We start from the raw sequence: 19,860 nt of genomic DNA on the forward strand, positions 1-19,860 counted from the left end.
TTGGCCCCATCGCAAAAGATCTGTTCCCCGGAGAGCCAAATGAGCCGCAAGTTCGACTATCTGGGCGATGTGGAGGTGTTCCTGGCGGTGGTCGAGCACGGCTCGTTCACGGCCGGCGCAGTGGCGCTGTCCACCACGCCCTCGGTGCTGAGCCGCGCGGTCACCCGTCTGGAAGCGCGGCTGGGTCGCCAGCTGCTGCAGCGGACCACCCGCCGCGTGGGCCTGACCGACGCCGGGCGGCTCTACCGGGAACAGGTGCGTACCGCCTTCGGCCTGCTGGACGACGCCGAGCGCGACGTACTGGCCCAGGACGGTGCGCTCGCCGGCCGCGTGCGCCTGAGCGTGCCCACCACCTATGGCCACTACCGCCTGCCGCCCGTGCTGGCGCGCTTTGCGCAGCAGTACCCGCAGGTGCAGGTGGAACTGAACATCACCAACCGCAACGTGGACCTGGTGGCCGAAGGCTTCGACCTGGCCATCCGCCTGGGCCAGCTGCCGGACAGCGGGCTGGTGGCGCGCAAACTGGAAGACGCCCCGCTGCTGCTGGTGGCCGCGCCGGACTACCTGCAGCGCCGCGGCACGCCGCAGACGCTGGACGATCTGCAGCAGCACCTGTGCCTGCCCTTCGTGATGCCACGCACCGGGCGGCTGGCGCCGTGGATCTTCCGCGACGACGGGCGCGACGTGGACTGGCTGCCGCGGTCGTCCATCGAGACCTCCGACGATGTGCTGGGCGTGGTGTCGCTGGCCGAACAGGGGATCGGCATCTGCCAGAGCTATGAGTTCATCGTGCGCGAGCGGTTGCAGCGCGGGCAGCTGGTGGAAGTGCTGCCGCAGCTGCGGGGGCGGTCAAGGCCGTTCTCGGTGATCTATGCGCCGCATCGGCGGCAGTCGGCGGCGGCGCGGGCGATGATTGAGTTGCTGGTGGGGAATGCGAGCACGGCTGAGGACGGCGCTGGTTGAGGCTGCGAGGTTCGCTGGCGTTGTCGGGATTGAACCTATTTTCGGGGTGTGCGGTCGGTCGGGCGCCGCGATCTGCCGATGCGGACTAAGAACTGTTGCAAAGAAGGCCATCGCACTATTCGCTTGGGGCACGGGCGATTGCGCCACTTTGATTCGCAATAAGCAGAGCATCTGCACGAATGCGTCTTGTGGCGTCGCGTGCTGCACGAATGGTGCGTGCAACAATAGTTCTTCGCTCTCGAATCGCAAGATTTCTTCGCGAATTTCAATTTGCATTCGAAGCGACCACGTAAACACCATGGCGCGCCACCGACAACGGGTGGCCGGGTCTGCAAACCCGAAGAATGCGACGTCTGTTGTTTACGCTTGCCCGTCGGCACCGTCCTTAACCGGTGCCGGCGGGCAATCCGTCGGCCTTTATGGCGGGCGGTGCGTGGGAGTCCTCGGGCTCACCGGCTTATGACGTCGCTTCATCCGGTTTGCAGCCACGCATCGTCCGCCACCCCACCTACGCGGTGGCGCTGTTAAGCACAGCCAAGGAAACCGACGCCATGAGCGAATCCGAAACCTTCTCCTCGTACGCCGCTGTTGAGCCCATCAACGACGACACTCCCCTGCCGGACCTGAGCACCTTCTTGGGTATTCTCAAGCGCATGCGCGGATGCGAGGGGGCTGATGGGCTGCCTTGGCCGGAGAACGACGTGTCACCCGGCCGCCGCGTGAGCCTGGCAAGAACCGAGCGCGCGTTGGTGGGGCTGCTGACGGTGCTGGAGGTGCTTCACTCGGCCGACCGCTGCCGGGTCGCTGCCGAGCCAGAGCGGCATTTGGATGAGGGGGTTGTGGATGGGTTGTTTCTGGCTTGCCGGGGATTGGCTGAGTGGGCTTGTCACGAGGTAAGGCCGGAATAGTTGTGCTTGATGCGAACGCAGCTGCAAAGTTCTTTGGTAGAGCGAGGGATCTGCCAAAGTCCGCTCCAGATAAGGAGACGAAAATCAGATGAGTCAGCAACCGTGAAATTTCGCTGGGCTAGTTACTCTTACGGTCACCCATACTCCATTCAAATCAATTCCAATTAAAAACAATTCTCAAGAGAGTCAACTGACGTAGCCGCTGAAGGGGGCGGATGCATCCACCTTTTGATCGGCGCCCGCAATGTGTAGAGTGACAGAATCCCCTTTTATAGAAATAAAATCAGCCTCATCTGACATCGCCATGTGCTTTTCACGAGCTCCCTTCATTGAGCCAAAAGCGGTACGAAGCACAATCCCGTCCGACAACGAATAACTGTAGCCGGTGTAGCCTACGCTGTAATTTCCATCCTTTCCCTTTGGATAATTCGAATAAAGTTGCTTGTTGTAGGGCGGCTTGAGAACTGCAATGAATGCTTTCTCAGCATCTTTCACGAGTCGCTCATTGCTATACGTCATCAGAACGTCTTCGCCCTCGATCTCATCTTCTTTGCCCCAGGATTTGATAAGCAGAGGATCGGCCCTGAAGAGCATCAGAAATATTTCATCACTAACCCTTGCGCCCGGATAGCGCTGCGGCTCCTCCGAAAGAATCTGCTGCCTGGCAGTATGACCCTTTTGAATAAGACGAGCATAACTATCTGTTCCTGTTGCGATTCCAACGTACAGCAAGTCATAGCACGCCAGATCAAGGTGATTGTCAAAGCCCTCGACGAATGACTCCTTCCTTCCCCGATGCCATAGTATATCCTCGGTGCCGAAAGCAGCGCGCAGTGTCTCCTTTGAATCCTCATCGAATGTGCAGAAAGAAATAAATTCTTCAGTGTGCCTAACCCCCACCCTTGCACCATCCTCAAGGCTCCTCAGTGACGGCAATTTAGAAATTCTAATTCCACCCAAGCCTACCGCACCACCGCGAACATTAATTCTAAATTCAAGAAGATCCGGCTCAACAAATCGGAACCCACCAAATCTTGCTTCAGCCCTTCCGCCAATCATGTAGAAATCACTAGTCCTGAGCAGCCGAATAGCATTCTCATTCAACATCGCATCTTTGGCCCGCCCGTTTGGGATTGGACCACATATGAGATCAAGGGTTGAAATTATCGCATTTACTCCTGGGGCCATTGAAGCGATACTCCGTGCGCGCATTAATTGGTTTTGATGGGATCCCCGCAACTCATCGGTAATGCAACACCAAAATCCAGAGGATTCTACCGAAATCGCACGATTAATTTTCGGGGCAATTCGGATGGGAAACCACTATATTCGGCACCCAACATGGGCATTGCTGGTTGTGGACAGCTATCCAGTCACGTTCATGCGCATGAACTGACATGCGCATGAACCGATCGTGCACTCGTGTCGGTGCCGATGTGCGAACCGCTCCTCAACGGCCGAATCATCCACTCCTCAATTCAGCTCCACTGCGGGCAGCGTAGGAACGGTGGGCTTTTGCTTTGGGCGGGGACTACCGGAGAAGGGGTACCCATCAACTCTCGCTGCCGTCATCCCCCAACTCTTCTTCGACCGCAAAATAATCGTCAATCTTCGCTTTAATTCTCAATGATGCCTTCCGACGCACTGAATCAGAATGTGTAGTCCTTCGCTCCATTTCTGAGATTACCGCACCTTTAACTGCAGGCAAAATAACCTTAATCCTCGTGGAATCAAGCGTCATAGAGCCCCCCACGCCTTCAAATTTTGCGACCCCGGAACACGTAACTCCAACCAAGAATCCCCAAATGTATTCGGAATCACGATCACCAAATAGGGCTTGATAGTTTATATACCTATCCATTTCTTTAGCGCGCAAAGCACCATAGACGGCTGCAACCCCCTGCAGACTTGCTGTGTAAAAGAACTGCTTCAATCCAGCCTCAGTCCATTCAGGATGCTCCGCTTCACGAGCCACCTGCCTAGAGGATCCCTCGGGCTCGCGAACGACCCCCTTCTGAAGCGCATCAATCTTAGGAGATATTGATTCAACTGACCCTGCAATATTTAGCGTTGTTTTCTGCAGTGAATCCAACCCCACCCTCAAATCACCAATAAGCCTATGCAACTCTTCCGTACGCATCTCCGCTCGAGACTGCAATGACTCCCCTGAATTCAGAACCGTGGCGAGCTCGTTAGCTACACTCGCCACCCGCTCAGCTTGACTATTAATTGAACCCACGGATTTACTGAACGTTCCGGTCGAGACAAATGAATAGATAATGGCAAGAATGCCAAGAACCAGCGATGTCACACCCGAAGCCACGCTCAAATAATTAACAAATCCATCGACCTCAGTCCACTTTTTCGTCACTAGTACCGCAATTGTTCCACCGAGAATGAGAACAACGTAGAAGAAGTGAACCTTAATTCGAGAGCTATCGACATCCTTATCACACTCCACCATACCCCCCCCCTTTTAGACGCTCATTGGATTTCAATAAAGAAGAATTCACTCGTTGCAACAATCCAAGCAATACAGATAACACTGAACCAATTTATGGAATGGCCACTCCATTCGGATGATAGTACTCAGCGCTCTTGAGTCAACACTTTGAAGTTGCGGGGACTCAGGCTTCAAGTGGCCCCACCCGGGCGGCGGACCAAACAAGCTTGAAAATCCTGCCTCCGAACAAGAAAAACCTCGTTCCTGCTAGTGCGAGAGGAATAGAAAAAGGGCGCCTCTCGGCGCCCTCGTTCTTTCAACTCATTCCCACTCAATGGTCGCCGGCGGCTTCCCCGAGATGTCATAGACAACCCGCGAAACCCCCCGCAACTCATTGATGATCCGGTTGCTCACCGCACCCAGGAACTCATACGGCAGGTGCGCCCAATGCGCGGTCATGAAGTCAATCGTCTCCACAGCCCTTAGCGCAATCACCCACTCATAAGCCCGCGCGTCGCCCACCACGCCCACCGACTTCACCGGCAGGAACACGGCAAACGCCTGGCTGGTCTTGTCGTACAGGTCCGCCTTGCGCAGCTCGTCAATGAAGATGGCATCGGCCTTGGCCAGCAGTTCGGCGTACTCGCGCTTCACTTCGCCCAGGATACGCACGCCCAGGCCCGGGCCCGGGAACGGATGGCGGTAGACCATGCTGCGCGGCAGGCCCAGCTCAACGCCGAGGCGACGCACTTCGTCCTTGAACAGCTCGCGCAGCGGCTCCACCAGGCCCAGCTTCATGTGCTCCGGCAGGCCACCCACGTTGTGGTGGCTCTTGATCACATGCGCCTTGCCGGTCTTGCTGCCGGCCGACTCGATCACGTCCGGGTAGATGGTGCCCTGCGCCAGCCACTTGGCGTTCTTCAGCTTGTTCGACTCTTCGTCGAAGATCTCAACAAACAGGTTGCCGATGATCTTGCGCTTGGCTTCCGGGTCGCTCACGCCTTCCAGCGCGTTGAAGTAACGGTCGGCGGCATTCACGCGCACCACCTTCACGCCCATGTGCTCGGCAAACATCGCCATCACCTGGTCGCCTTCCTGCCAGCGCAGCAGGCCGGTATCCACGAACACGCAGGTCAGCTTCTCGCCGATGGCCTTGTGCAGCAGCGCGGCCACAACGGAAGAATCCACGCCGCCGGACAGGCCCAGGATCACTTCGTCATCGCCCACCTGTTCGCGCACGCGGGCGATCTGGTCGTCGATGATGTTGGCGGCGGTCCACAGGGTCTGGCAGCCGCACACGTCCACCACGAAGCGGCGCAGCAGCGCCTGGCCCTGCAGAGTGTGGGTCACTTCCGGATGGAACTGCACGCCGTACCAGCGCTTTTCTTCGTTGGCCATGGCGGCCACCGGAATGCGATCGGTGGTGGCGGTGATGGTGAAGCCCGGCGGCGCAACGGAGACGTGGTCGCCGTGGCTCATCCAGACATTCAGCTTCGGCTCGCCGCCGTGGTCGCTCAGGCCCTTGAACAGCGCATCGGGGTTGATCACGTTCACTTCGGCATGGCCGAATTCGCGCTGGTCAGCCGCTTCGGTGGCACCGCCCAGCTGCGCGGCCAGGGTCTGCATGCCGTAGCAGATGCCGAAGATCGGCAGGCCGCTGTCGAACACTTCCTGCGGTGCTGCCGGCGCGCCCGGCAGCGTGGTCGATTCCGGGCCACCGGACAGGATGATGCCCTTGGCGCCGAACGCGGCGATCTCGGCCGGGTTGTGGTCCCACGCCCAGATTTCGCAGTAGACGCCCAGCTCGCGGATGCGGCGGGCGATCAGCTGCGTGTACTGCGCGCCGAAATCGAGGATGAGGATCTTGTCGTTATGGATGTTGGTCATGGTGCCGTTCCAGTGGTGTTCTTCGCCGCGCCTGAAGCTTCAAGGCTCTGCGTCAACGAGGCGATGAGTGCCTCGCGTTGTTGAATATGTGAGGCATCTGCCTCGTCCCAGCGCAGCATCAGCAGCGCGTGCGGCGCACCGGCCGGATCTTCGACCATGCGCGGCAGCTCGACCGCTTCCTGCACTTCCGAGCCTTCCATCCAGCGCCGTTCGATTGCCACTGCCTGATGGCGCGGCTCGGTGGGCGTGCCCCAGTAGATGCGCTTGGCATTCATGGCCGCCGTATCCAGCGGGCCCAGCACGGGCTCCAGCACCGGGTCGGCAGGCCCATCGAGCGAAAGCGTCCGGCACTGCAGTGTTACCTGCAGCGGGCGCGCGCCGGTGCCGTGCAGCATCCAACGCTCCTCGCCCAGCGGCTGCACGCGCCATCCGGCGGGCAGCGAAAATGCCGTTGAACACGCCTGCACGTCCTGCAATTGCGAAACCGCCGCGCCCGGAGACCCGGAGCGCGGCGGCGGTTCGGACAACGAGCAGCCTGCCATCAGCAGGCTGCTCGTGACCGCAAGGACGGTGCGGAATCGCATCAGGAGCGGTAGTTCGGCGGCTCTTTGGTGATCGTCACGTCGTGGACGTGGCTCTCACGCTGGCCGGCGCCGCTGATCTTCACGAACTTGGGCTTGCTGCGCATGTCCTCGACGGTGGCGCACCCCACGTAGCCCATGGTGGCGCGCAGGCCGCCCATCAGCTGGTGGATGATGCCGCCCACCGGGCCGCGGTACGGCACGCGGCCTTCAATGCCTTCGGGCACCAGCTTGTCGGCGGTGGCGGCGTCCTGGAAGTAGCGGTCCTTGGACCCCTTCTCCATCGCAGCCAGCGAGCCCATGCCGCGGTAGCTCTTGTACGAACGGCCCTGGAACAGCTCGGTTTCGCCCGGCGATTCCTCGGTACCGGCCAGCAGGCCACCAATCATGATGGTCGAAGCACCGGCGGCCAGCGCCTTGCCGATGTCGCCGGAGTAGCGGATGCCACCGTCGGCGATCAGCGGGATGCGGTCCTGCAGCGCTTCGGCCACCAGGTCGATCGCGGTGATCTGCGGCACGCCCACGCCTGCCACCACGCGGGTGGTGCAGATCGAGCCCGGGCCGATGCCGACCTTCACTGCGTCCGCGCCGCTGTCCAGCAGCGCCAGCGCGGCTTCACCGGTGCAGATGTTGCCACCGATGACCTGCACGTTCGGGAAGTTCTTCTTGACCCAGCTGACGCGGTCCAGCACGCCCTGCGAATGGCCGTGCGCGGTATCGACCACGATCACGTCCACGCCGGCAGCCACCAGCGCTTCCACGCGGCGGTCGGTATCGCCGCCCACGCCGACGGCCGCGCCGACCAGCAGGCGGGTGGCGATGTCCTTGGCAGCGTTCGGGAAGTCGGTGTTCTTCTGGATGTCCTTGACGGTGATCAGGCCACGCAGGGCGAAATCATCGTTGACCACCAGCACCTTTTCGATGCGGTTGCGGTGCAGCAGCTGCAGCACTTCATCAGACGCGGCGCCTTCCTTGACCGTGATCAGGCGATCCTTCTTGGTCATGATGTGGCGGACCGGATCGTCCAGCTCGGTCTCGAAGCGCATGTCGCGATGGGTCACGATGCCGGCCAGCAGGCCGTCGCTGCCCACCACCGGCACGCCGGAGATGTTGTGCGCCTGGGTCAGGGCCAGCACGTCGCGGATGGTGGTTTCCGGGCCAACGGTGATCGGGTCGCGGATGACGCCGGCCTCGAACTTCTTGACCTTGGCCACTTCGGCGGCCTGCTGCTCCACGCTCAGGTTCTTGTGGATGATGCCCATGCCACCCAGCTGTGCCATGGCGATGGCCAGGCGTGCTTCGGTGACGGTATCCATGGCGGCGGACAGGATCGGAAGCTTGAGCTTCAGGTCGCGCGTCAACCGCGTTTCGAGGTTGACGTCCTTGGGCAGGATGGTCGAATGAGCGGGGACGAGCGAGACGTCGTCGTAAGTGAGTGCTTCAGCCTGGATGCGCAGCATCGGCATACCCGAGATGTGGGGAAGCGCGACATTTTACCCTGTTTTCGCGGCCTGTGGCAGGGGGTAGATGCGACGCAGTGTCGCGCGGGCGAAGATCTGTTCAGGACCTCCGCCCTTGGTGGGTGCACTCCGCCCTTGGTGGGTGCGGACCGTTGGTCCGCACTGTCCATCAGACACCCATACCCCAGCAGGAATCCCACCTTCTGGCATTGTGCCGACCAACGGTCGGCACCCACCCACAAAAGACACCCACCCTACAAAAGACACCCATCCACGGAAGAACAGTCCCAGGCGCGGTCAGTTCCCGGCTTCCGCCGCTTCCAACGTGTTCTGCATCAGCGTGGCCACGGTCATCGGGCCTACTCCACCCGGCACCGGGGTGATCCAGCTCGCCCGCTGCGCTGCGGCCTCGAACCCGACATCGCCCACCAACCGGCCGTCATCCAGGCGGTTGATGCCAACGTCGATCACCACCGCGCCCGGCTTCACCCACTCGCCCGGCACGATGCCCGGCCGGCCCACCGCCACCACCAGGATGTCGGCGTTGCGCACGGCCTGTTCCAGCACGTCCTTGGGGGTGAACTTGTGGCAGCTGGTCACGGTGCAGCCGGCAATCAGCAGCTCCAGGCCCATCGGCCGGCCGACGTGGTTGCTGACGCCGACGATGGTGGCGTTGCGGCCGCGCACCGGTTGGTCGGTGTGGCCCAGCAGCGTGGTGATGCCGCGCGGGGTGCACGGGCGCAGGCCGAACTCGCGCAGGGCCAGATGGCCGACGTTTTCCGGATGGAAGCCGTCCACGTCCTTGCGCGGGTCGATGCGCTGGATCAGCCGGCGCGCATCGGGAATGCCCGGCAGCGGCAGCTGGATCAGGATCCCGTTGATCTTCGGGTCGGCGTTGAGCTGGTCGATCAGGTCGAGCAGCTCGGCCTCGGTGGTGCCGGCCGGCAGGTCGTAGTCATAGGCTTCGATGCCCACCTTCTCGGCTGCGCGGCGCTTGTTGCGCACGTACACGGTCGAGGCCGGGTCGCCCCCCACCAGCACCACGGCCAGGCCCGGGCGGCTGCCACCGGCGGCGACACGGGCGTCGACCCGCACCTTCAGGCTGTCGAGCAGGTCCTCGGCGATACGGCGGCCATCGAGGATGCGGGCAGGAAGCTGGGGGGCGGAGTCGGTCATCGGGTGCGGGCGTGGGGCGGCGGGGACGCTATTGTCCCCGATTCACGCCCCCTCGCCCACCGCTGCGCTCGCCGGGCATGGCCCAGCGCTACCGGATTGCTGCGCCCGCTGCGCTCGCCGGGCATGGCCCGGCGCTACCGGATTGCTGCGCCCGCTGCGCTCGCCGGGCATGGCCCGGCGCTACCGGATTGCCGCGCCCGCTGCGCTCGCCGGGCATGGCCCGGCGATACCGGATTGCTGCGCCCGCTGCGCTCGCCGGGCATGGCCCGGCGCTACCGGATTGCTGCGCCCGCTGCGCTCGCCGGGCGTGGCCCGGCGCTACCCACGGAATCGCGCGACGCCCCGGTAGCGCCGGGCCATGCCCGGCGAGCGCGAAGCGCGGCGCGTGACGGTCATTCCTCTTCTTCTTCCGGCACTTCATCCGCATTGAGCGTGCGTGCCTTGCGCTTGGGCGCGGTAAACGGCGTCGGCGTCGGCACACCGGGCAGCGCGCTGCCGAACACCATGTGCGCGCCGGCCCTCAGGCTGCCACCGGCCATTTCCAGTTCGAAGCGCTCGGCATCGCGCTCGCGGATCTGCTCGGCGATCTCGCGCGCATCGTCTTCGTCCGCGCCCAGTTCCACCAGTGCCGCCTGCCCGAACAGCAGTGCCGACTCGAAGGTTTCGCGGATCTGGAAGTCCACGCCGGCATGGATCAGCCGCAGCGAATGTTCGCGGTCGAACGAGCGCACCAGCAGCTTGGCCTGCGGGAATTGATGGGCCACCAGTTCGACGATGCGGTCGGCATCCTCGGCATTGTTCACGCACACCGCAATCGCCCGCGCACTGCCCGCGCCGGAGGCATGCAGCACGTCCAGCCGGGTGCCGTCGCCGTAATAGATCTTGAAACCGAAACGCTCGGCGTTGTGGATCATCTCCACATCGTTGTCGATGATGGTCACGTCCACGTCGCGGGCCAGCAGCGACTGGCTGGCCACCTGGCCGAAGCGACCGAAGCCGATCAGCAGCACGCTGCCGGACAGGCCATCGGCGGTATCCACGCCTTCCAGGCTGACGGTCGGCGTGGGCGCCACGCGCTTGTAGACCAGCACCACCAGCGGCGTCAGCGCCATCGACAGCACCACCACGGCAGTGAAGTTGGCATTGATGTCCAGGCTGATCACCCCGGCACTCGCCGCTGCCGAGAACAGCACGAAGGCGAACTCGCCGCCCTGCGCCATCAGCACGCCACGGTCCAGCGCCTGCGCGTGGTCACTGCCCATCAGGCGCGCAACCACGTAGATGCACAACGCCTTGGCCGCCATCAGCGCCACTACCAGGCCAAGGATCATCGGCCAGTTGCCGGCCACCACGCCCAGGTCCAGCGCCATGCCCACGCTGAGGAAGAACAGGCCCAGCAGGATGCCGCGGAACGGTTCGATGTCCGCTTCGATCTGGTGGCGGAAGGTCGATTCGCTCAGCAGCACGCCCGCCAGGAACGCGCCCATCGCCATCGACAACCCGGACAGCTGCATCAGCAGCGCCGCGCCCAGCACCACCAGCAGCGCGGCGGCGGTCATCACTTCGCGCGCTTTCGACTCGGCCAGCACGCGGAACAGCGGATTGAGCAGGAAGCGGCCGACCAGCACCAGGCCGACGATGGCGCCCACGCCGATCGCCACCGACATCCAGCGCGAGCCCTCGCCATCGGCACTGCCCGCAGCCGGCGCCATCCACGCGACCAGCGCCAGCAACGGCACGATCAGCAGGTCTTCGAACAACAGGATCGAGACGATCTTCTGCCCCGACGGCAGCGCGATGTCGCCGCGCTCGGCCAGCAGCTGCATGACCACTGCGGTGGAGGTGAGCACGAAACCGGTGGCGCCGATGAAGGCGATCTGCCACGGCAGCCCGAACAGCTTGGCGATGCTGGTCAGCACCAGCGCGCAGGTGACGATCTGCAGCGTGCCCAGCCCGAAGATTTCCTTGCGCAGGCTCCACAGGTGCGAGGGCCGCATTTCCAGGCCGATGACGAACAGGAACATGACCACGCCGAGTTCGGCGGTATGCAGGATCGCCTGCGGGTCGGAGAACCAGCCCAGCCCGAACGGGCCGATCGCCAGGCCGGCGGCGAAGTAGCCCAGCACCGAGCCCAGGCCGAGCCGACGGAACAGCGGCACCATCACCACCGCTGCGCCCAACAGGGCGACGACCTTGACCAGCTCGCTGGTCGCTGCTTCTACCGCCATGCGGTGGGTTCCCCGGAAATCGAAATCGGCCTCAACGATAGAGCAACACCGATGACGGCAATAGCACGTGTGTTGCGTTTTATTGTCTTGGAGATGGAACGATAGCGGGAGTGGCCCTGGGCATCATCCCGAAACCATAACCGGTAGCGCCGGGCCATGCCCGGCGGCTGTACCTGCGCGCGCCGCTGCGCTCGCCGGGCATGGCCCGGCGCTACCGGGTTCACCCGCCCCGGCAGAACGCGGCGTAATCGATATACCCCGGGAACGGCACGCCCGGCGCGCACACCGCGCACTGCGGGTCAGGGCTGATGCGGGTCTCACGGAAGCGCATGCCGAGCGCGTCAAAGCGCAGCAGGCGACCCACCAACGGTTCGCCGATGCCCAGCAGCAGCTTCAGCACCTCGGTGGCCTGCAACACACCCGCCAGCCCGGGCAGCACGCCCAGCACGCCGGCCTCGGAACAGTTCGGCGCGAACTCCGGCGGCGGCGGCTCCGGGAACAGGCAGCGGTAGCACGGCGCCACGCCGCGCTGGCGGCCGGCATCGAACACGCTCACCTGGCCGTCGAAGCGCTCGATGGCGGCGTAGACCATCGGCGTGGCGTGCTTGATGCAGGCATCGTTGAGCAGGTAGCGCAACGGGAAGTTGTCCGAACCGTCCAGCACCACGTCAACGTCCTGCAGCAGGCGGTCCACGTTTTCCGAGGTGACCCGCTCGGGCACGGCCTCGACCTCGATGGACGGGTTCAACGCCAGCAGCCGCTCACGTGCCGAATCCACCTTCAGCTGGCCGACGCTGGCCTCGGTATGCACGATCTGCCGGTGCAGGTTGCTGCGCTCGACACGGTCGTGGTCGGCGAAGCGCAGGTGCCCTACCCCGGCGGCCGCCAGGTAGAACCCGGCCGGTGCGCCCAGGCCGCCCGCGCCCAGCACCAGCACCCGCGACTGCTGCAGGCGGCGCTGGCCGGCTTCGCCCACCTGCGGCAGCAGCAGGTGGCGCGAATAGCGGTCATAGAAATCGCGGTCGGCGGCGCTGGTCAGTGGCTGCACCAGCGGCAGCGCCTGCTCGCGCCAGGCCACGGTGCCGCCGGCAACGGAGGTCACGTTCGTGTAGCCCGCATCCAGCAGCGCCTGCGCCGCATCGGCCGAGCGCTTGCCGCTCTGGCAGATCAGCAGGATTTCCTGTTCCGGCAGCGGCAGGTGCGCCGCAGGGTCGGCCAGCAGTTCATCCTTGGCCACGCCACGCGCGCCCTCGGCCATGCCGCCGGCCCGCTCATGCGCCTCGCGCACGTCGATCAGCACCGCACCATGGGCCACGCGCGCACGCGCCTGCTCGGGGGAAATCTCTGGAATGCTCATGGTGTCCATTGTAGAGCCGGGCCCCATGTTGACGGAGCCGACGGCGCGTAGGACCCTCTGGCCGGTGAAACCATCGATCAATCCCGTACAGACCGGGCACCTGGTACTCCGGCCGTTCTCATGCGCCGACGGCCCCGAGGTCTTCGCCGGCATCACGCCAACGCTGACCCGCTTCATGGCATTCGATCCGCCGGACTCTTTTGCGGCATTCGAAACGATCGGCCAGGAATGGCTGCGCCTGATCGAGGAAGGCTCGGAATACACGTTCGTGATCCGGCATCTGCAGGACGGACGCTTTGTGGGCATCGCCGCCGTACACCGCGCTAGCGAGGGCGAACCCGAGCTCGGCATCTGGATAAGCGAGCGCGAGCACGGACAGGGCTACGGCCGCGAGGCAGTGCGTGCCGTCGTCCACTGGTGCGCGGAACGGCTCGCTGCGGTCGCCTATCGCTACCCAGTGGCGGTGGACAACGTGGCCAGCCGGCGGATTGCCGAAGCACTGGGCGGCCAGGTGGTCGGCACCGAGCAGAACGCGAAGTTTGCGTCGGTGGTCTATCGGATTCCGGTGCCGGGGCTGCCTGGCTGAGGTTGCCGGCCAGCGGCCGGCACTACCGACAGGATCGCCACAACGAGAAAGGCGGCCCTGCGGCCGCCTTCTCGTGGATCACTTGCCCTTGACGTGCTTCATCAAGCGCCGCTTGGCCTTGACCTGCCGTTCGGTCAGCACGTTCTTCTTGCCTTCGTACGGGTTGGCACCCTCGCGGAAGATGAACTGCACCGGCGTTCCGATCAGCTTGAAGCGCTTGCGGAAGAAGTTCTCCAGGTAGCGCTTGTACGACTCCTGCAGTTCCTTCAGGCGGGTGCCGTGCACGATGAAGGTCGGCGGGTTGGCGCCGGCCGGGTGCACGTAACGCAGCTTGGAGACGTGGCCGCGGATGGTCGGCGGCGGGTTGGTCTCGTAGGCCACTTCCAGCGCCTTGTTCACTTCGCTGGTGGTGAAGGTCTTGTTCGCCGATTCGTGCGCACGGTGCACCGCACGGAACAGCTCACGCAGGCCCGAGCCATGCTTGGCCGAGATGCGCACCGATTCGGCCCACGGCACGAAGCCCAGGCGCAGCGACAGCATCGTTTCGGCCTGCTCACGCTGGTAGTCGGTCAGGCCATCCCACTTGTTGATCGCGATCACCAGCGCGCGGCCGGCATCCAGCACGGCGCCGAGCACGGTGGCGTCCTGGTCGGTCACGCCTTCGGTGGCATCGAGCATCAGCACGGCCACCTGGCACTGCTCGATCGACTGCATGGTCTTGACCACCGAGAACTTCTCGACGACCTCGTCCACGCGCGAACGGCGACGCAGGCCGGCGGTGTCGATCAGGCGGTACTCGCGGCCGTCACGCTCCAGGTCCACCGAGATCGAATCGCGGGTGGTGCCCGGCACGTCCGAGGCGATCATGCGCTCTTCGCCGAGGATGCGGTTGACCAGGGTCGACTTGCCCACGTTGGGGCGACCGACGAAGGCGATGCGGATGCGGTTCGGATCGTTGTCCAGCTCTTCGCCGCTGCCCTCTTCCGGCAGGCGCTGGATGACCTCGTCCAACAGGTCGTCCAGGCCCTGGCGGTGGGCAGCCGACACGGTCAGCATCTCGCTGAAGCCGTAGCGGGCGAACTCCGAACGCACGGTGTCCTCGTCGGTGCCGTCGATCTTGTTGATCAGCAGCAGCGTCGGGCGCGACAGCTTGCGCAGCCAGGCCAGGATCTCATCGTCCATCGCCGAGGTGCCCTCGCGGGCATCGACGACGAACAGGATCAGGTCAGCTTCGCCAGCGGCAGCACGGGCCTGGCGCGTGGTAGCGCCAGCCAGGCCTTCTTCTTCCTCTGCGATGCCGCCGGTATCGACGACGAGGAAATGGTTGTCCTCGTCAAGCCGGCAGACGCCATAGTTGCGGTCCCGGGTGACGCCGGGCTGGTCATGGACCAGGGCGTCACGTGTACGGGTCAGTGCATTGAATATGGTCGACTTGCCGACATTCGGCCGTCCAACCAGGGCGACCAAAGGCAGCATCGCGATTACTCCGTATTAATTTGCCAACCGGAATGCGGTCAGCTTGCCATCAACGTTCTGCACCAGCAGCACTCCATCGACGACGATTGGCTGGGCCAGAAGCGCATCACCGCCGCTTTTCGCCCGCGCCGCCATCGCGCCATCGGAGGCCTGCAGCCAATGCAGGTATCCCTTGTAGTCACCGACCACCACGTAGTCGCCGTGCAGCGCCGGGCCGGTCAGCGAGCGCCGGGCCAGTGCGGTCTGCGACCACATCGCCGCGCCGCTGGCCTTGTCCAGGCCGAACACGCCGCCCTTGTTGTCGGTAACGAAAACATTGCCCGAAGACACCGCCACGCCGCCGGCACCGCCGTGGTCGCGCGCCCACAGCGGGCGACCGGTCGGGCCTTCGATGGCCATGGTCTGGTTCTTGAAGCTGCTCACGAACAGCGTGTTGCCGTCGAGCACCGGGGCGCCATCGACGTCGGCCATGCGGTCCAGCTCGGTACGGCCTTCGCCGCTGCCCACGTTCTGGTCCCACAGCGTGCGGCCGTCCTGCATGGCCAGCGCAGCGACACCGCCCTCGTCCTTGCCGATGAACAGCACGCCCGGACCAGCCACCACCGGCGCGTTGCCACGCACGGTCAGCGCCGGCAGCTCGCTGGGGTTGAACCACTTCTGGGTGCCGTTGCCGGCGTCGAACGCGGTGACGCGACCGTCATTGCTGCGCACGAAGACCATGCCCTGGGCAATGGCCGGCGCGGCGATCACTTCGTTGGGCACGCGTGCGCGCCACTTCTCGCTGCCATCGTTGATGTCCAGCGCGATCACCTGGCCATCGAGGGTGCCGATGACCACCAGGTTCTCGCCGACGCCCGGACCACCGGACAGCCGCAGCTTGGCCTTCTTCTTTTCCTTCTTCGGCTCCCAGGTCCAGACCTTCTTGCCGGTCTGCAGGTCGATGGCGTGCACGCCACCGGTGATCGCCGCGGCGAACACGTGGCCATTGGCCACTGCCGGGCCCTGGCGCACGCCGATGCGGCGCTCGCCCTTGCCCAGGTTGACCGACCAGGCCTTGTTGACCTTCAGGGTCGGCTCGAACTTGACCAGTTCGGCCGGCTCCTGTGCCTTCTTCGCTGCTGCGTCCTTGCCGGCGAACCAGCCCTTCATGGTGCTGCAACCGGACAGTGCCATGCCGAGCAGCAGCACGGAGGCGACGCGGGTGATCATGACCTTCTGACTCATCAAACCGACTCCGCAGGGGCGGCGACGGTGCCGCCGGCGTCCATAACCTTGGTTTCCAGCAGTCGCCGCTGCGGCGCTGCCACGTCCAGCGTTTTCAGCGCCTTCTCATACTGTTCGCGGGCGGCGTCACGCTTGCCCTGCGCCATCAGCGCATCGCCATGGATTTCCAGGCTGCTGCTGTCGGTGGCGCTGCCCAGCAGCTTGATCGCTTCATCGCCCTTGCCGGTTGCCACCAGCAGGCGTGCCACGCGCTGGTCGACCACGCGCTGCAGGTCGCCGTCGACCTTCACCGCGCGCAGGGTGGCCAGCGCTTCTTCATTCTTGCCCGCATCGACCTGGGCCTTGGCCAGCTGCAGCGCCGCCAGGTCGCCGTAGATGCTGGACGGGCCAGCTTCCAGCGCCTTGACCGCCTTCGCAGCGTCGTCGAGCTTGTTCTGCTGCAGGCCCACCAGGGCCTTCTGGTACTCGACATTGGCCGAAGCCAGCTTGCCGCCCTGATCCTTCTGGTACCACTGCCAGCCGGCAATGGCACCGATGGCGATGACTACGCCACCGAGGATGCTGGCGCCATTCTTCCGCAGCCAGCTGCGGACGCGTTCACTTTGTTCGTGCTCGTCGAGCAGATCGTCGATCGCCATGCGTACTCTCGCCCCGCCCATCGGGAGGGACCATTGGGATTATCGAAGGTGGTGAAACCGTGTCTCAGTGCGAAACCGGGACAACGGAGCCTTCAGAGGATACCTGAAAGCGTGCCACGTTGGCTCGCTGGTAGGGCGTCAGATCGACGATAGCGCCGTTCTGCTGAACCTGGACCGCCGAAGCGTTGCCCAGGGTCACGCGGGTCACCTGGCCCGGGGTGAAGCTGCGGGTCTCGCCGGCCTTGATCAGCGCTTTCTCGACGGTACCGCCCTCGGGGCCGGCGATATCGACCCAGCTGTCACCGCTGAACTGCATGTCCAGGTTGGCGGCAGGGGCCGGCGCAGCGCGCGGCACCGGGGCCAGCGAGGCGACGTACGGGGTGGCGGCCGGCTTGGCGACGGGCGCGGCCGCGACCTCGGCGGGCGCCGGCGCGGCAGAGCCGGGGCCGGCCGGGGTAACCGGTACGGCGGCCGGGATCACGTCCAGCGAGGCGGTGCTCGGTGAAGGCGCGGTGCCATCGAAGTGACCGCGGGTGGCGAACCAGACCGGAACTGCCAGCACGGCGGTGATACCGACATACAGCGCACGGCGGCCAAGATTCTCGGCAATCCGGCGCGCACGCGGGGTGTGGGTGTGGCTGACCAGGGTGGGCGGAACCACCGGGCCAACCTGGGCCTGTTCCAGCAGTTCGCTGACATCGACGCCGAGCAGGCGGGCGTAGCTGCGCAGCTGGCCGCGCACGAACACCGGCGCTCCCAGCTTCTGCCACTGCTCCTGCTCGAGCGACTTCACCACTTGAACCGGCATGCGCAGGCGCTGGCCGACGTCTTCGAGGGTCAGTCCGGCGGCCTCACGGGCCTGGCGCAGGCGGGTGCCGCAGCCGGCCACGGTATCGAGATCGCTCACAGTCTGGTCATCAATCACAATGCATCAACCCTGGAGTTAGGAGCCCGCGTCCTGCGGAAATTCCTGTCGAATCCGCTGAAGATAGCGATCAGATGCTGCCTGATCACCCAGTCGCGCCTCGATTTCAGACGCAAGTTGTAACACGGAACGCGTGGCCGGTGCAGCCGCAATCCTACGTTCGGCGAAGGCCCGGGCTTCCATGAACTGGCCGCGACGGAAGCTCAGCTGGGCCATCGCCTCCAACGCGACCGGGTTGCCAGGCACGTGGGAAAGGGCGGCGCGCAGGTCGCGTTCGGCACGTTCAAGCTGGCCAGCATCCAGCGCGCATCCACCGGCATTGGCCAGGGCAGCGGCGGGCGTGGCGTAGTCCGGGGCCGTCAGGGCACGATCGAACCAGACCAGCGATTCGGCCGAGTGCCCGTGCTGGCACAACCATGCCGCGTAATTATTGAGAACGTCACCGCGTTGCGGTGCCAGCTCTGCAGCGCGGCGGAAGCCATCCCCCGCCTGCTGCTCGCGACCCCTGCGGTCTTCCACCCCGGCCAGCAGCATCACCGCGTCCACACCGTTGGGCTGCAGCTTCAACGCGCGGCGCACCTTGCGCTCGGCCTCGTCCAGGCTGCCCACCTGCATGTCACGGGCGGCCAGCGCCAGCAGGTCCTCGTAGTGGAACTTCTGGCGCACGCCCGGCGCATCGCGGACGCTGTGGATCGGCGCAACCCCGCCCGGGCCGATCGGAATCTCACTGGTGGTCGTGCATCCGCCCGCTGCCAATGCCAGCGCGCCTGCGAACAGGGCCACCGGCAGGCGGTCAGGCCGCGGCATCGCTCCCCTTCCCCGCCTGCAGCGTCTTGTTGAACTCGGCCTGGCGGCGGGTACGATCCATCACCTGGCCCTTGAGCTGGCCACACGCAGCGTCGATATCGTCGCCACGGGTGCGGCGCACCATGGTCAACACGTTGCTGTCGAGCAGGATCTTCTGGAAGGCGCGGATATGCGCTTCTTCCGAGCGCTCGTAGCGGGTACCGGGGAACGGGTTGAACGGGATCAGGTTGACCTTGCCCGAGTCCCTGGCCTGCACCGCGTTGTCGAACTGGTGCATCAGCCGCGCCAGCTGGCGGGCATGCTCGGGCTGGTCGTTGATGCCCTTCATCAGGGTGTATTCGAAGGTGACCGATTCGCGGCGCTTGTTGGCGCGCAGGTAGCGTGCGCACGAAGCCATCAGCTCGGCGATCGGGTACTTCTTGTTGAGCGGCACGAGGGTCTCGCGCAGCTCATCGTTCGGCGCATGCAGCGACACCGCCAGCGACACGTCGCTTTCGGCGGACAGGCGGTCGATCTGCGGCACCAGGCCGGAGGTCGACAGGGTCACGCGCTTGTTGGCCAGGCCGTAGCCCAGATCGTCGCGCATCACGCTCATGGCACGCACGACGTTGTCGAAGTTCATCAACGGCTCGCCCATGCCCATCATCACCACGTTGGTGAGGCGGCGCATCTGGTGCGGCACGTTGCCCAGGTGGCGTGCGGCAATCCACACCTGGCCGATGATCTCGGCGGTGGTCAGGTTGCGGTTGAAGCCCTGGGTGGCGGTGGAGCAGAACGTGCAGTTCAGGCCACAACCGACCTGCGAGGACACGCACAGCGTGCCGCGGGTCTTGTCGGGGATGTACACGGTCTCGATGGCGTTCTTGCCATCCACGCCCATCGCCAGCAGCCACTTGTGGGTGCCGTCGGCGGAGGGCTTGTCGAAGATGATGTTCGGGACGAGGACCTCGGCATGCTCCTGCAGCTTGGCGCGCAGGACCTTGCCGAGGTCGGTCATCTCATCGAACTCGGTGACGTAGCGATGGTGGATCCACTTCATCACCTGATGGGCGCGGAACTTCTTCTCGCCGAGAACCTCGACGAAAAACTTCTCCAGGCCCGCGCGATCGAGGTCGAGCAGGTTCTGCTTGCCAGCCGTGGGTGCCGACTTCGGCAGCGGCTGGATGGCGATTTTCTGTACGACCTCGTTCACGGCATTACT

At 64.4% G+C, this 19,860-nt stretch carries 17 protein-coding genes; 3 read left to right on the forward strand and 14 right to left on the reverse strand.

The genetic code is table 11. The features are described from left to right. The first annotated feature begins 39 nt into the window (after positions 1–39). On the forward strand, positions 40–963 hold the full coding sequence (locus tag K5K93_RS03815) for a LysR family transcriptional regulator (protein ID WP_222389871.1): 924 nt from the start codon (positions 40–42) through the stop codon (positions 961–963). Between the two features lie 551 nt (positions 964–1,514). After that, a complete protein-coding gene (locus K5K93_RS03820; RefSeq protein WP_222389872.1) occupies positions 1,515–1,871 on the forward strand; it encodes a hypothetical protein in 357 nt (118 codons plus the stop codon). A gap of 186 nt (positions 1,872–2,057) precedes the next feature. Here K5K93_RS03820 and K5K93_RS03825 read toward each other — a convergent pair whose 3' ends face one another. The 8 genes from K5K93_RS03825 to moeB form a co-directional block, all read right to left on the reverse strand. Next, complete coding sequence (locus K5K93_RS03825; RefSeq protein WP_222389873.1) at positions 2,058–2,975, reverse strand: hypothetical protein; 918 nt, start codon at positions 2,973–2,975, stop codon at positions 2,058–2,060. 448 nt (positions 2,976–3,423) lie between these two features. After that, complete coding sequence (locus tag K5K93_RS03830) at positions 3,424–4,335, reverse strand: hypothetical protein (RefSeq protein ID WP_222389874.1); 912 nt, start codon at positions 4,333–4,335, stop codon at positions 3,424–3,426. Between the two features lie 300 nt (positions 4,336–4,635). Then, complete coding sequence (gene guaA / locus K5K93_RS03835) at positions 4,636–6,201, reverse strand: glutamine-hydrolyzing GMP synthase (protein ID WP_222389875.1); 1,566 nt, start codon at positions 6,199–6,201, stop codon at positions 4,636–4,638. Further along, positions 6,198–6,596 (reverse strand): hypothetical protein, encoded by a 399-nt coding sequence (locus K5K93_RS03840; RefSeq protein WP_261311922.1) that lies wholly within the window; start codon positions 6,594–6,596, stop codon positions 6,198–6,200. Before K5K93_RS03840 ends, guaA begins: the two co-directional genes overlap by 4 nt. Positions 6,597–6,784: 188 nt before the next feature. Next, entirely contained in the window at positions 6,785–8,242 is a 1,458-nt protein-coding gene (gene guaB / locus K5K93_RS03845) for an IMP dehydrogenase (RefSeq protein WP_032976170.1), read from the reverse strand. Between the two features lie 297 nt (positions 8,243–8,539). Next, the gene (gene folD, locus K5K93_RS03850) at positions 8,540–9,418 is read right to left on the reverse strand and encodes a bifunctional methylenetetrahydrofolate dehydrogenase/methenyltetrahydrofolate cyclohydrolase FolD (RefSeq protein WP_117310191.1); all 879 of its coding nucleotides are present in this window, start codon (positions 9,416–9,418) and stop codon (positions 8,540–8,542) included. A gap of 392 nt (positions 9,419–9,810) precedes the next feature. Then, positions 9,811–11,646 carry a monovalent cation:proton antiporter-2 (CPA2) family protein gene (locus K5K93_RS03855; RefSeq protein WP_059063917.1) on the reverse strand — a complete coding sequence of 612 codons (1,836 nt, stop codon included), beginning with the start codon at positions 11,644–11,646 and terminating at the stop codon, positions 9,811–9,813. A gap of 220 nt (positions 11,647–11,866) precedes the next feature. Then, the gene (gene moeB / locus K5K93_RS03860; RefSeq protein ID WP_222389876.1) at positions 11,867–13,003 is read right to left on the reverse strand and encodes a molybdopterin-synthase adenylyltransferase MoeB; all 1,137 of its coding nucleotides are present in this window, start codon (positions 13,001–13,003) and stop codon (positions 11,867–11,869) included. 64 nt (positions 13,004–13,067) lie between these two features. Between moeB and K5K93_RS03865 the strand changes: the two genes are divergently transcribed. After that, positions 13,068–13,589 (forward strand): GNAT family N-acetyltransferase, encoded by a 522-nt coding sequence (locus K5K93_RS03865; RefSeq protein ID WP_261311923.1) that lies wholly within the window; start codon positions 13,068–13,070, stop codon positions 13,587–13,589. A gap of 78 nt (positions 13,590–13,667) precedes the next feature. Here the strand turns inward: K5K93_RS03865 and der are convergent, their stop codons facing one another. The 6 genes from der to rlmN form a co-directional block, all read right to left on the reverse strand. Then, positions 13,668–15,065, reverse strand: a complete 1,398-nt coding sequence (der, locus tag K5K93_RS03870) for a ribosome biogenesis GTPase Der (protein WP_093819797.1) — start codon at positions 15,063–15,065, stop codon at positions 13,668–13,670. 15 nt (positions 15,066–15,080) lie between these two features. After that, on the reverse strand, positions 15,081–16,289 hold the full coding sequence (gene bamB, locus K5K93_RS03875; RefSeq protein ID WP_093819799.1) for an outer membrane protein assembly factor BamB: 1,209 nt from the start codon (positions 16,287–16,289) through the stop codon (positions 15,081–15,083). Further along, positions 16,289–16,927: a tetratricopeptide repeat protein gene (locus K5K93_RS03880; RefSeq protein ID WP_093819802.1), complete on the reverse strand. Its 639-nt coding sequence runs from the start codon at positions 16,925–16,927 to the stop codon at positions 16,289–16,291. Before K5K93_RS03880 ends, bamB begins: the two co-directional genes overlap by 1 nt. 64 nt (positions 16,928–16,991) lie before the next feature. Beyond that, positions 16,992–17,852, reverse strand: a complete 861-nt coding sequence (locus K5K93_RS03885) for a RodZ domain-containing protein (protein WP_093819804.1) — start codon at positions 17,850–17,852, stop codon at positions 16,992–16,994. Between the two features lie 18 nt (positions 17,853–17,870). Next, the gene (locus K5K93_RS03890) at positions 17,871–18,659 is read right to left on the reverse strand and encodes a tetratricopeptide repeat protein (protein WP_093819806.1); all 789 of its coding nucleotides are present in this window, start codon (positions 18,657–18,659) and stop codon (positions 17,871–17,873) included. Beyond that, on the reverse strand, positions 18,646–19,851 hold the full coding sequence (gene rlmN, locus K5K93_RS03895) for a 23S rRNA (adenine(2503)-C(2))-methyltransferase RlmN (protein WP_093819808.1): 1,206 nt from the start codon (positions 19,849–19,851) through the stop codon (positions 18,646–18,648). The genes K5K93_RS03890 and rlmN overlap by 14 nt, the downstream gene beginning before the upstream one ends. Positions 19,852–19,860 lie beyond the last annotated feature (9 nt).

It is taken from the genome of Stenotrophomonas sp. DR822 (assembly GCF_019793815.1).
GTDB lineage: Bacteria > Pseudomonadota > Gammaproteobacteria > Xanthomonadales > Xanthomonadaceae > Stenotrophomonas > Stenotrophomonas indicatrix.